Annotated in this window: 8 protein-coding genes and 1 tRNA gene; 4 read left to right on the forward strand and 5 right to left on the reverse strand. The window is 49.5% G+C overall.

Features of this window, described 5'->3' with window-relative positions; translation table 11 throughout:
* Nucleotides 1-20 precede the first annotated feature (20 nt).
* Nucleotides 21-1,088, reverse strand: a complete 1,068-nt coding sequence (gene galE / locus HMPREF9069_RS07475; RefSeq protein ID WP_021626628.1) for a UDP-glucose 4-epimerase GalE — start codon at nt 1,086-1,088, stop codon at nt 21-23.
* A 192-nt stretch (nt 1,089-1,280) separates the two neighbouring features.
* On the opposite strand from galE, the gene HMPREF9069_RS08925 reads away from it, so the two are divergent.
* Nucleotides 1,281-3,944 (forward strand): acyltransferase family protein, encoded by a 2,664-nt coding sequence (locus tag HMPREF9069_RS08925; RefSeq protein WP_051317822.1) that lies wholly within the window; start codon nt 1,281-1,283, stop codon nt 3,942-3,944.
* On the opposite strand, the gene HMPREF9069_RS07485 is transcribed toward HMPREF9069_RS08925, so the two are convergent.
* Nucleotides 3,941-4,546: an HD domain-containing protein gene (locus HMPREF9069_RS07485; RefSeq protein ID WP_021626631.1), complete on the reverse strand. Its 606-nt coding sequence runs from the start codon at nt 4,544-4,546 to the stop codon at nt 3,941-3,943. The two genes, HMPREF9069_RS08925 and HMPREF9069_RS07485, sit on opposite strands and share 4 nt — an antisense overlap.
* Before the next feature lie 305 nt (nt 4,547-4,851).
* Here HMPREF9069_RS07485 and HMPREF9069_RS07490 point away from each other — a divergent pair, with 305 nt between their 5' ends.
* On the forward strand, nt 4,852-5,307 hold the full coding sequence (locus HMPREF9069_RS07490; protein WP_021626632.1) for a hypothetical protein: 456 nt from the start codon (nt 4,852-4,854) through the stop codon (nt 5,305-5,307).
* A 144-nt stretch (nt 5,308-5,451) separates the two neighbouring features.
* Here HMPREF9069_RS07490 and HMPREF9069_RS07495 read toward each other — a convergent pair whose 3' ends face one another.
* From HMPREF9069_RS07495 to HMPREF9069_RS07505, 3 genes are all read right to left on the reverse strand, one after another.
* A complete protein-coding gene (locus tag HMPREF9069_RS07495; RefSeq protein ID WP_021626633.1) occupies nt 5,452-9,183 on the reverse strand; it encodes a phosphoribosylformylglycinamidine synthase in 3,732 nt (1,243 codons plus the stop codon).
* Nucleotides 9,184-9,252: 69 nt separating this feature from the next.
* Nucleotides 9,253-9,801: a hypothetical protein gene (locus tag HMPREF9069_RS07500; RefSeq protein WP_035438826.1), complete on the reverse strand. Its 549-nt coding sequence runs from the start codon at nt 9,799-9,801 to the stop codon at nt 9,253-9,255.
* 234 nt (nt 9,802-10,035) lie between these two features.
* Nucleotides 10,036-10,659 (reverse strand): glycerol-3-phosphate acyltransferase, encoded by a 624-nt coding sequence (locus HMPREF9069_RS07505; RefSeq protein WP_021626635.1) that lies wholly within the window; start codon nt 10,657-10,659, stop codon nt 10,036-10,038.
* Between the two features lie 184 nt (nt 10,660-10,843).
* Here HMPREF9069_RS07505 and HMPREF9069_RS07510 point away from each other — a divergent pair.
* Nucleotides 10,844-10,920: transfer RNA gene (locus HMPREF9069_RS07510), tRNA-Met, on the forward strand.
* Between the two features lie 730 nt (nt 10,921-11,650).
* A complete protein-coding gene (locus tag HMPREF9069_RS07520; protein WP_021626637.1) occupies nt 11,651-12,787 on the forward strand; it encodes a CobW family GTP-binding protein in 1,137 nt (378 codons plus the stop codon).
* The last annotated feature ends 1 nt before the right edge of the window (nt 12,788 follow it).

The following is a 12,788-nucleotide window of genomic DNA, read 5'->3' on the forward strand; positions in this document are numbered from 1 at the left end:
CGGCTGTCATAGGGGAGTGATTACTCCTCACCTTCAGACTCGTAGCCATTGGGGTTGTTGCTCTGCCAATTCCAGCTATCGCGACACATATCATCGAGGTTGTATTTTGCCTTCCAGCCCATCTCTCGCTCTGCTTTACTGCAATCTGCATAGTTGGCAACAACATCGCCTGCGCGACGGGGACCAATCTTGTAAGGCAGCTCCTTTCCACAAGCGCGCGAGAAGGCATGCACTACATCCAACACAGAAGAACCCTTACCAGTGCCGAGGTTAAAAATCTCAACACCTGTGCGACCATTCATCCAAGCAAGGGCCGCCACATGACCTGAAGCAAGGTCCATCACATGGATATAGTCGCGGACGCCAGTGCCGTCAGGCGTGGGATAGTCATCGCCCCACACGCGGACATATTCGCGTTTGCCCACGGCAACTTGTGCGACATACGGTACAAGGTTGTTGGGAATGCCTTTGGGATCTTCGCCCATAAATCCTGAGGAATGCGCGCCGATGGGATTGAAGTAGCGAAGCAAAACGACATCCCACTCGGGATCTGCCACATGCAAATCGGTTAGGATTTGTTCGATCATCCACTTGGTCCAGCCATAGGGATTGGTGGCAGGTTTCTTGGGACTGTTTTCGGTTAGCGGCAGTGTGTCGGGTTCACCATAGACGGTAGCTGAGCTGGAAAAAATTATGGACTTGCAGCCGTGATCACGCATGACCTCAACGAGGTTAAGTGTATTACCTAGATTATTCTTGTAGTATTCGATGGGTTTTTCGACGGACTCACCTACGGCTTTGTAGCCCGCAAAGTGAATAACACGGTCAATTTGATTGTCTGTAAAGATGGTATCCATGGCCTTGCGGCTATTCACATCGGCCTCGTAGAAGGTCAGGCGGCTGGCTGCTTCGTCGCCCACAATCTCATCAATGCGGTCGATAACAATATCAGAGGCATTGGAAAGATCATCGACAACAATAACCTCATAGCCTTGCTGTAATAATTCGACTACGGTGTGGCTGCCAATGAAGCCTGCGCCGCCTGTAACGAGTACGCACGTATCCTTGGGATCCTTCTTCTGGCCCATGTCTGCTCCTTAATTAGATAAGAGTGAAACCAAGCTAGAAAGAGTATACATGCGCTTGATGTTGGTAACGTGGGGAGCTGTGATGGACGTTTTACCGATAAGTAGAACAACCAAAGTTTACTTATTAGGTATTTATACCTGCTGACCTGCTACCATAGCGAAGTATCAAAGCTTAAATGATGGAGGAGTGACGTGAATCAGCGTATGGAACCAGATTACTCTCGCGGTAATAGCTCTCGAAGCTCAAATAACCGCAGAGCTCATACGCCGCGCCGCAGTGTCCGTGAAGCTGAAGAACTCCGTCGTGCTCGTCGCAATGTTCGTCAACAAGAGCATCGAGGTCTGTTTGGGCACACTGGTGCGGGGCGCTCTGAGCATGCAGCACAAGCAAAACAAGCGGCTCGCGACTTGCACAGAGAAGAAAGGCTGAGTGCTCGTCAAACGAGAGGTGCCGCCACACCTGCCATGTCCAATAGTGCTACTCCATACAGCGGAGGGCGTAATGCTGCTTCACGCAATAAAGGGCGGCGTATTGATGCGCTCGATGGCCTGCGTGCGATTTGCGCACTAGCTGTTATTGCATATCACATGGGTATTAAGTGGATGTCGGGTGGCTTGCTGGGTGTTACGATTCTCTTTGTGCTTTCGGGTTATTTGGCAACCGACAGCGTGATGAGTGAATTTGCTCGTAACAAGGGACGTTTTGATATCAAAGCTTATTTCCTGCGTCGTGTTCGCAGGTTGATGCCGCAAGCAATACTTTGCATAGTAGTGACGGCGGCGCTTTGTACGCTGTTTAACCACATTTTGCTGACCAAAATGCGACCCGATGTTATTCCGTCTTTGCTGATGGTGCTTAATTGGTCAAAAATTTTGACTAAGGTTTCTTATTTTGCAGCTGCGGGCGCTCCTTCGCCATTGACGCATTATTGGTCGTTGGCCATTGAGTGGCAGTTCTTCTTGGTGTGGCCACCGCTTTTGTATCTTTTGATGCGTTGCCATGTGCCCAAACGCCATATTCGTATTGGCTTGCTTGTATTGGCAGCTATTTCTACTGCGCTGATGGCCTTTCTCTATACGCCTGGAGCAGATCCTTCACGTGCGTACTATGGTACCGATACGCGCGCAATGAGCCTGCTTTTGGGTTGCTGGCTTGCTTTCAAGTTGCCACTCCGGCAGACCGCAGCAGTGGTTGCTGAGGGTAAAAATCGCCAGATTGCCGAGGCGGCAGGAGCTCTGTCTATCGCGGCACTGCTTGTCATGTTGGTGTTTACTGAAGGATATACGTCGTTTTCTTATTATGGCGGCGTTGCGCTTGCATCTGTGGTGAGTGTTATTGCCATTGCCGCCCTGCTTCCTTCGGGAACTATCATCTCCAAATTGCTATCTCTGCCACCTTTTGTGTGGCTGGGTCAGCGCTCTTATGCTCTTTACCTCTGGCATTACCCCATAGTTCTACTCTTCTCAAATTTCAATTCGACCTCAGGTACGCCCTGGTGGTCATATGTGTTGCAGCTGGCGCTTACGTTACTGGCGGCTGATTTGACCTACCGTTTTGTCGAGCAGCCTTTGAGCAAAAAAGGTACGCTTACTACAACGATTGCAAACTTTTTTGACGAATTGCGTGAGCGCGGAGCTGCGTTGGCGTTCAAGCAGCGCGTGCTGATAATTGTGCCAGCGACGTTGACGTTGTTGATTGCAGTGTTTGGTTTGGCGTTGGTGCCTGCTGCTGATGCGGCAGGTGGCAAGCCTGGAGAAGATCACGTAGCGGCTGCTTCTCTGCGTACTCCCACTGCTGATGGCGTTTACGATGTTGTGCTTGTAGGCGATTCTGTGCCATTGGATGCCTATGACAAGCTTGCAGAAGTTTTCCCCAAAGGGCTGATTGATTGCAAGATTTCTCGCCAGATGGACGCGGGTATCAAGGTGCTTAAAGGCTATATCGACCAAGGTGTTGTGGGCGATACCGTGGTGAGCTGTCTTGGTTCTAACGGCGCACTTAAGGAAGCAGAGCTTGATCAGCTGCTTGAACTTGTTGGTGATAGGCGTACGCTCTGGTTGGTCAACAATCGCATGAAAGATAATTGGCAGGACGCTAACAATCAGCTGATTAGCAAGTTTGCTGAAGCTCATGACAATGTGAATGTTATTGACTGGTATGACCACAGCAAGGGCCATGACAATTGGGTTTGGCAAGATGGTGAGCATGTTACACCCGAGGGTGCAGCAGCGTACGCGCAGCTCATTAAGAAGTCGATGAATTATGAGACGCCTACCAAGGAAAATACAACCTATTCGACTCTGGTGGTTGGCGACACCGTAGCCTTGGATGCCACTGATGAGCTAGCGGCTGCTTTCCCACAGGGTGCAATTGACTGTGCCGAGGGTCGCAGCTCCAAGTCTACGCATGAGACAATTGCAAGCTATCTCAAGAAAAAGGTTGTGGGACCCAATGTTGTAATTGCTATTGGCGCTGAGTCTGTCTTGGTGAAAAGTGACCTTGAGAACACGATTGATGAGTTGGGTTCTGATTGCAAGATTTGGTTGGTGAGTGTTCGTTCGACAGGCCCTTGGCAGGATGGTAACAACAAGCTGTTAAAGGAGTTGGCTGACTCTCACAACAACGTGAAACTTATTGACTGGTACAAGGCGAGTGCAGGCCACGATGAGTACTTTGCAGGTGACGGTGCTAATCTCAGTAAAAAGGGTGCTAAGGCATACGCAAAGCTCGTGAGTGATGCGGTTGGTGATACGGTAGAGGCTGATAAAAACGATGTGTCGAGCGGTGATGCTGCCCATACAGACCTAGATGATTCAACAGCAGGTGATGTGGTAGCAGGGACGCAGAAGTCTTAGGATTCTCTAAGCTTCCAGCCTGTTTCCGTGGAAAGCTCATCAAGAAAACCAATCATAAGCTGGTGTCGCGTTGTAGCAATGCGGTGTGCTGCTTCCGTGTTGAGCTCATCTTTGAGCAGGAGTAATTTGTCGTAAAAATGGTCAACAGAAGCCTGCAGACTGCGATTATGCTTGCCCCCATATGCAAAGGTTCTTGCGATACCGATAGCGCCAAGCGCATCTAATCGGTCTGCATCTTGTACGATTTTACCCTCGAGAGTTGCAGGCTTCTTGCCACGGTTTTGACTGAAAGAAACCGATTTAATGGTGCAGCAGACTTGCTGGATCAGTGTGGGGCCTAGCCGCTGTGTAGCGAGGAATGCGCGCGCATTATCGCAATCGCTGCTTTGAAAAAGCTTGTGATCATCACAGTCATGGAGCAAAGCAGCGAGTGCTACGACAAAAAGTTTACACTCGGCTTCTTCGGCTGCAATCTGCAGTGCATTGTTATATACGCGTAGGCTATGAGCGCTATCATGCCCGTCCACATTGTTAGAAAAGAGTTGGTCAATATAAAATTTTGTATTTTCAACTACAAGTTCTTCTTGTGGAGAGAGTGTCATGTGATTTCCTTTGGGGTTTAGAACATGATGCAATATTCATTGCGCTTTATTGTAGAAGCTGACAGATCAAAAAGACTGGTCAAAATGTGCTCACATAAAAGAGGACTGGAATATTGATAACTATAAATATGGAGTCAGGTCTACTATCTTTTTATTAACCGTTTACCGAAATAAACAGTACGCATGCGGATATTACGCCATATACGGGTTACCATGTTGATACGCATGGAAAGAAACATTTTTTACGCGTAACCATTCTTTCCCAATTGTTTGCGGGCATGATTACAGAGTAGTGAAGGCTTAATATGTTCAAGAACATAACAAAGCAAAACGCCTTGCTCCTATGTATCACTGCTGTGGCTTCAATAGTTATTACTTTTCTTGTAATAATGTTTATAGGGAAAGGTGTGGTGCTTAACTACATCGCCACGGGTGCACTCGAGGGGTATTCCTTGAAGGGGACATATGCTGTTGGAACAGAAATAGATAACTCTATTTATTTTGAAACTAAAGAAGACAGTCGCATCGTCACATGGGGTGCACGGACTCCTGACACCGACTATGTGACGGGGACTGCGGAGCAAACTGATGACCCAAATATTTATGTATTGCTTGATGAAAAAGGCAGCTTTTATGCTTTAGCTCACCTAGCTTATGAAAGGAATAACACTGGCAAGTTATATGTCAGCTACGATGGCAAAAACTTCGAGCCTTATGAAAAAATTTCTAATATACGCGTGACATATACAGCAGAACCCTAATGGCCCGTAATCTTTACCTCGCTTAGTTTTTCGATTGTGGCGAGGTATGCGTCAAAATCAGGCATGCTTTATGTTCTACGAATCAAAAAAGCAGGGACGAAACACTCTTCGCCCCTGCTTTTGTCTGCTATAACAACACTTTGTTTAACTGAAGTACTCGACACCACCTTCAAAAATAGGTTGGAAGTGATTGCCAGGGACGTTTTGGAAATTGCCCGCAGTCCAGCGTTCAGTATGTCCCATTTTGCCAAAGATGCGGCCGTCAGGGCTGGTAATGCCTTCGATTGCCATAACAGAGCCATTGGGATTCACGTTTAGACTCATGCTTGGTGTGCCCTGCTCGTCTACGTACTGAGTTGCAATCTGGCCGGATGCTATCATCTGAGTAAGCAGTTCATCGTTTGCCACAAAACGGCCTTCACCATGACTAATAGCAATGGTATGTATATCGCCAACCCCGCAGCGTGAAAGCCAAGGCGAAAGATTAGAAGCAACGCGTGTGCGTACGAGCCTACTTTGATGACGGCCGATGTTGTTGAAGGTCAACGTGGGGCAACTCTCGTCCATTGGACGGATATCGCCGTAGGGCACAAGGCCCAGCTTAACCAGTGCCTGGAAGCCATTGCAAATACCTAGCATCAAGCCATCACGTGCCTGCAGCAAGTCGCGTACTGCCTCGGTAACCTCAGGCGCACGGAAAAATGCAGTGATAAATTTTGCAGAACCGTCTGGCTCATCGCCGCCACTAAAGCCACCGGGGATCATGATAATTTGGCTTGCCTTGATTTGGCGTACCAACTCGGCGGTACTTTCGGAAACGGCCTGAGGTGTGAGGTTGTTGATAATAAGCGTACTCACCTCAGCACCTGCACGTTCAAAGGCATAAGCAGAGTCATATTCACAGTTGTTGCCAGGGAAAACAGGGATGATGACGCGAGGTTTAGCGAGCTTAAGCTTGGGAGTTGGACGGCTGATATTCTTGTTGGCAATGTCAAAGCTTATGGTCTCGACCTGCTCACCTGCACCGCGATAGGGGAAGACGGGCTCCATATGGGACTCCCAAGCTTCCTGTAAGCCAGAAAGATCAATCTGCTCATCTTCGCAGCTCAAGAGATAGTCGGCGGAGCTAACACCTAGGCGAATGGCGTTGACGTTCTCAGGCAGTTCGGGCAAGCATGCACCCTCTGCCAGTTCAAGTACAAAGCTGCCATAAGCAAGCTCAAAGAGGCTGTCTGAGCTGATGGTCTCGTCGAGAGTCAGACCAATTTGATTGCCCACGCACATCTTGAAAAGAGCCTCAGCCAAACACCCATAGCCAGGAGTCGCTGCGGCACTCACGGCTTTATCGCCGATGAGTTTCTGAATATAATCAAGCGTTGCAAGCAGTGACTTGGCTTCGGGCATAATGCCATCAGATAAATAATTTGGTTTGATAAGCCATAGTTCGGATCCAGCATGTTTGAGTTCAGGGCTGGTAATGCGGTCAATCGAGCCTACTGCTGTTGCAAACGAGACGAGTGTGGGCGGTACATCAAGATTCTCAAAGGAGCCAGACATGGAATCCTTGCCGCCGATAGCGCCCACTTCAAGTTCAACTTGCGCCTTGAGCGCGCCCAGCAGAGCAGCTAGAGGCTTGCCCCAGCGCTCGGGTACATCGCGCAGCCGTTCAAAATACTCTTGGAAAGTCAGGTATGTGTCCTGGCGATTGAGGCCGGCAGCAACAAGACGTGACAATGACTCAACTACAGAAATATATGCACCAGCAAATTGATTGACTTCCATCAGATATGGATTAAATCCCCAGGCCATACCACTAACTGTAGTGGTTTCACCATCAACAGGTAGCTTTGCCACCATAGCCATTGGAGGTGTGAGCTGGGTTTTGCCACCAAAAGGCATGAGTACAGTTGCAGCACCGATGGTGGAGTCAAAGCGCTCGGAAAGTCCCTTGTTGGAAGCAATATTCTCGTCGGTAACCAAAGAGACGAGACGCTCGCTCAGGCTATCCCCCTGCCAAGACGGATGATAGCTGCTCTGCTTTTCTACGTGGACATCCTGATGTTTTGGCGCACCATTAGAGCCTAGGAACTCACGACTCACATCAACGATGGTCTTTCCTTGCCACATCATGCGTAGGCGCGGCTCTGCAGTGACTTTAGCTACGACCGTTGCTTCGAGATTTTCCTCGCGCGCATAGCCCATAAACTCATCAACATCAGCAGGATCCAATGCAACTGCCATACGCTCCTGAGATTCACTGATAGCAAGCTCGGTGCCATCAAGACCTTCGTACTTCTTGGGAACAGCATCTAGATTGACTGCCAATCCATCGGCCAGCTCGCCAATTGCAACAGAAACGCCACCTGCACCAAAGTCATTGCAACGCTTGATAAGTTTGCAGGCGTCTTCGCGGCGGAAAAGTCGTTGGAGCTTACGTTCGATAGGAGCATTGCCTTTTTGAACTTCAGCGCCGTCCTTCTCTAGTGACTCGACATTGTGAGCCTTGGAAGAGCCGGTAGCTCCGCCAATACCATCGCGGCCTGTACGGCCACCAAGCAAAACAATTTGATCCCCTGGAGCAGGGACTTCGCGACGAACATGGCTTGCAGGGGTGGCTGCTACAACAGCACCAATTTCCATGCGTTTTGCCACATATCCGGGGTGATAAAGTTCGCTGACCTGACCTGTCGCAAGACCAATTTGGTTGCCATAAGAAGAATATCCTGCGGCTGCAGTCGTCACAAGCTTGCGTTGAGGAAGTTTGCCTTCCAGTGTATCCGCAACGGGTACCAAGGGGTCACCAGCACCGGTAACGCGCATGGCTTGATAAACGTAGCTACGGCCAGAAAGAGGATCGCGGATTGCACCGCCGATGCAGGTGGCGGCACCGCCAAATGGTTCTATTTCGGTGGGATGGTTGTGCGTTTCGTTTTTAAAGAGATAGAGCCAGTCCTCATCGTGACCATTAACATCAACCTTGCATTTGACCGTGCAGGCATTGATTTCCTCAGATTTGTCCAAACGTGTCAAAATACCTCGGTGCACAAGGGCCATGGCACCAATCGTGCCAATATCCATCAGGCACAAGGGTTTTTCCTCGCGACCAAGCTCACGGCGTAGTTCTAGGTAGTGCTCATACTCAGCGCGAACATCCTCATCATCAATGCTTATATTTTCGAGCTTGGTGCCAAAGGTGGTGTGGCGGCAGTGATCCGACCAGTAGGTGTCAATAACACGCACCTCTGTAATGGTGGGATTGCGCTGCTCACTGCGGAAGTAGTTTTGCAAAAACTCAATATCAGCTTGATCCATTGCTAGGCCATGGCTGGTGCGAAATTCCGCCAGCTCATCGCTGCCCAGAGCGTTGAAACCATCTAAAATCTCAACCGCGTCAGGTGTCACAATATGCTGTTTGAGTGTCTTGCGAGGTTCAAGAGAAGCTTCGCGTGCTTCGACTGGATTGATGACATAGTGCTTGATGGCATCCACGTCTGCGTCAGTTAAATCACCAGTGAGTACGTAAACCTTGGCCGAACGTACCTCAGGACGTTCACCCTGACTAATGAGCTGTATACACTCGCTTGCACTTGTTGCGCGCATGTCAAATTGACCCGGCAAAAACTCGGTTGCAAAAACGTACGCATCTTTAGGTAAAGTGGGTAATTCAGATGTGACATTGTCACTTTGAGGTTCGGAAAATACCGTAGGTATGCACTGCTTGAATAGAGCCGTATCAATATCTTCGACGTCGTAACGGTTAAAAAGGCGCAAATTGTCGAGATGTGCGATGCCCAGAATTTCTTGAAGTTCGTGAGCGAGCTGACGAGCTTCGATATCAAAACCGGGCTTCTTCTCCACGAAAACGCGCGAGACCATAGGGACCTGCCTTCCAAAATGGGGATGCTTAGGTTGGGTTTCGTGCCAGGCTCTATGATAGCGCGACCGTTAGATTTTGAGGTCTGTCTCGTTGTGACTCATGACATCAAATCGGTTAATGCGCGAGAGGATTTGTTCGAGGTCAAGAGTGCCCCAGAGAAAGGCATGGGTAGATTGTCCATAAATAAGCAAGCTGCGGTAGCCACTGCCCAAATAACTGCGCAACCAACGCATTCGCTGGATCTCGTCATAGCGGATTTTCTTTGTGCTACCAAAAAATGGAGTTACATTGAGTGAGTCTGCAAAGGTTGTCACACGATAGCGACGGATGCCGAGCCACATAATAAAAGCCACCACTAAAAAAGAAGCAAAAAAAGTGTAGACCGAAATAGCATCTGCAGTAAAAACGCCTACCGAGCAGAGCCAGCCGGCAACGAGGCCCAATACACCGACAAATGTCATCATCAACATGAGCGTAGAGGAAATTGAGCGAGGCACGAGATAGGTATCGTGATGGCTGTGGTGGCGCTCGGAGATGCCAGAATCGCCAATCCACTCAATCAAAACTGACAGTAGAGGCACCAAGCCGATAACTATGACTAGTGCAAACGTGCCCATCGCCAATCCTCCAAAGGCGAATGCCATCACCGCGATGAGGTGAGGCATATGCAATAGGGGGCGCAAAATGCCAGTTCATCGGCGGCGTGCTGCTTATCCACTAAAGAAGGGGAAAGCAACAAAACTTTTATCGTCAGAAAGTAGGTTATCAATTTAGCGACAAAATTTTTGTTGACGCACAAGGTGTGCGGTATCAGTTTCACGGTACGCGGTGCAGCGGTAGCTATTCTTCTGTTAGCGGTGCAAAATACCACGTATTTTGGTTGAAATACCTGCGCGGGGCGTTGATCCGCTGGGGATTCCTCGTAGGGTGCTGCCATGTGCGATAGCCATCAATGCCAGCAGGGCTACCGCAATGAGGAGAAATTCTGTTGGCATGTGGGCAATGGCTACAAGAGCAAGCCAGCAGGTACAAATTGCGATGGCGCCCACACAGAGATAGCCCGACAGGATTACGACAAGTAGACCAAAGAGGCAGGAGTCAATGCCCAGCAGAGGAGAGGCAAGAATGATGGCAGAGCAGGTGGTGGTGACACCTTTGCCTCCGCGAAAGTGATGCCAGATAGGGTAGTTGTGACCGAGCGTAGTGCCAAGACCCGCCCACATTCCTGCAAGCAGAGCAACATTAGGAAAGAGTGCACGAGCGATGAGCCATGCTGCGATAGTTTTTGCGATATCACCCGCGAGGACAAGTAGTGCGGCACCTTTACCAAGCTCATGTCCTATGTTTGCCATGCCGGGGTTGCCTACTCCCAGCTCAAAGGCACTTTTGTGAGCAAAAGCGTAAGAGACGATGTCTGCGGTGAGAAAGCAGCCAAGGAAATAACCAATGAGCAGACTAGTGATGCGCATTTCCATGGGGCTCCCCTCGAGATTATTGTTCTTCGAAATGGTTGTAGCTTTCAGAATAGCTTTTTTCTAGGACAGTATTGGTGACGCGTGCAAGGAGATGTGAATAAAATTTCACGATTTTGGATTGCCGTTTGACAGAGGCGGAGCTAATGCGTATCTTTATATATCGCGCTAAGGCGCATCCAGATATTGCGGGGTGGAGCAGTCTGGTAGCTCGCCGGGCTCATAACCCGGAGGTCGTTGGTTCAAATCCGGCCCCCGCGACCAAAATCAAGGCCCTGACCTGTGAAGACAGGTCAGGGTTTTCTTTTGACCGACATCTGACCGCCAACCCGACCGACATTTTACCGCCAAAAATTTTTCGCGGGTGGCCAAAAACGCCGCGAAAACGGGCCTCTGGTTGCGGTGTGGCGCAAGCGGTAGTTATTAACATGCGCCCTGGCGCAAATATGGTTGCGGCAGAAAGAAACCTCTTTTGCGCCCTGGTGCAAGCAACGAGGGTCGAATTTGCGCTCTGGCGCAACCGTTCTGAACTTATCTTTGAATTTTTATAAAAACCAACTGGCCCTATATCGCGGCCGACCACCTGGAGGCATCTTCTCGCAGTGGCGTATATGAACATCGGGCCATCGAAACTGCTCGCAGCATTCGGGGAATTTATAACGGGCCGATTGCGAGCAGACCGAGTGTGGTGGTAAAGGCCATCCTTAAAGCGGTAAACGTGCGCAGACCGAAAACTCGCTATCTTACGGGAGCAGGAGCGCACGCTGGTGTTTTCTGGCACTCGGTGCTTCCCACGCGGGTATTTGATTTCATTATCAAGCGTATGATGTAGCACATAAAAGCAGTACCTGCGATAGCACCCTACCTACACGGTATCGTGATATTTACAGGAACTTCGACTTTTGGTTGGGGCTCCTTTATGGACAGTGATGGTGGCTCGTGATGGTGGCTCGTGATGAGAGTTTATGATGGTGGCTCGTGACGGGAGTTTGTGATGGCCGATCCCAAAGAAGTCAAAATTGCCCTGCTTACCGGATATCTCGGTGCAGGAAAGACAACCATTTTGAATCATATCCTTTCCAATACCCAATCCATCCGCGCCGCCGTTATTGTGAATGACATTGGTGAGATTAATGTGGATGCCGCTTTGATCCAAGATGGTGGGTATGCAAAAAAGAGCGATGTTGTCCCGCTGATAAATGGCTGTATTTGCTGCACACTTTCAAATGACCTTGCCTTGCAGCTTGGTGATTTGGCCGGTACCGAGGAGTTTGATTACATCATTATCGAGGCATCCGGTATTTGCGAGCCTATCCCCATTGCGTATAACATCTCGGCATTCTGCAACCAGAGCCAACATACCTCCAAGCCCTCCCACGTGAGTCTTGACAATATCGTTGCCGTGGTCGATTGTGCGCGCATGTACGATGAGTTCAGCGGTGGAAAGGCTCTTCTCGCCAGCGATATAGAAGACGACGACATTGAGAGCCTTTTGATTCAGCAGATTGAGTTTTGCTCGACGTTGATTTTGAACAAAACCGATCTGGTGACTGAAAAACAGCTGACGGAGCTTAAGGCTCTGGTACGCGGCTTGCAAAGAGATGCGGTCATTGTTGAGGCCCAAAATGGAAATATTCCTCTCATCGAGCTTATCAACACCGACCGTTTTGACTTTGATAAGGCTTATGCGTCAGCTGCGTGGATGGATGCAATGGAGCATCCGGAAGAGCATGAAGATCCCGAGGTGCTTGAATACGGAATTACAACCTTTGTGTACAAGCGCCGCAAGCCCTTTGACCTCAAGAAACTGAATGAGTTTGTGTCCGGATGGCCCAAGAGCATCATTCGTGTGAAGGGGTCGCTTTGGGTGGCGCAAGATCCCGATATGAACTATGTGTTTGAACAGGCCGGTAAACAGGTGCAATTTTACGAGAATGGTCTCTTTTATGATTCCATGCCGCCTGAGGCTCTTAAAACATTGCTTGACGAGAAGCCCGAGTTGCGCGAAGACTGGGATTTTAGGCTAGGGGACCGCCAAACAAAGCTCTGCTTCATCGGCCGGCACATGGACCATGAAGGGCTTAAAGCCGGCTTGGATGCGTGTCTCACCGAGTATGTTCCCGAGGCCTAGG

Source organism: Atopobium sp. oral taxon 810 str. F0209, assembly GCF_000466405.1.
Taxonomy (GTDB): domain Bacteria; phylum Actinomycetota; class Coriobacteriia; order Coriobacteriales; family Atopobiaceae; genus Olegusella.

Excerpts from the sequence above, each read along its gene's own strand:
- HMPREF9069_RS07505 (WP_021626635.1), bottom strand. The coding sequence starts at position 10,659 with ATGGAAATGCGCATCACTAGTCTGCTCATTGGTTATTTCCTTGGCTGC.
- galE (WP_021626628.1), bottom strand. The coding sequence starts at position 1,088 with ATGGGCCAGAAGAAGGATCCCAAGGATACGTGCGTACTCGTTACAGGC.
- HMPREF9069_RS07485 (WP_021626631.1), bottom strand. The coding sequence starts at position 4,546 with ATGACACTCTCTCCACAAGAAGAACTTGTAGTTGAAAATACAAAATTT.
- HMPREF9069_RS07490 (WP_021626632.1), top strand. The coding sequence starts at position 4,852 with ATGTTCAAGAACATAACAAAGCAAAACGCCTTGCTCCTATGTATCACT.
- HMPREF9069_RS07520 (WP_021626637.1), top strand. The coding sequence starts at position 11,651 with ATGGCCGATCCCAAAGAAGTCAAAATTGCCCTGCTTACCGGATATCTC.
- HMPREF9069_RS07495 (WP_021626633.1), bottom strand. The coding sequence starts at position 9,183 with ATGGTCTCGCGCGTTTTCGTGGAGAAGAAGCCCGGTTTTGATATCGAA.
- HMPREF9069_RS07500 (WP_035438826.1), bottom strand. The coding sequence starts at position 9,801 with ATGGGCACGTTTGCACTAGTCATAGTTATCGGCTTGGTGCCTCTACTG.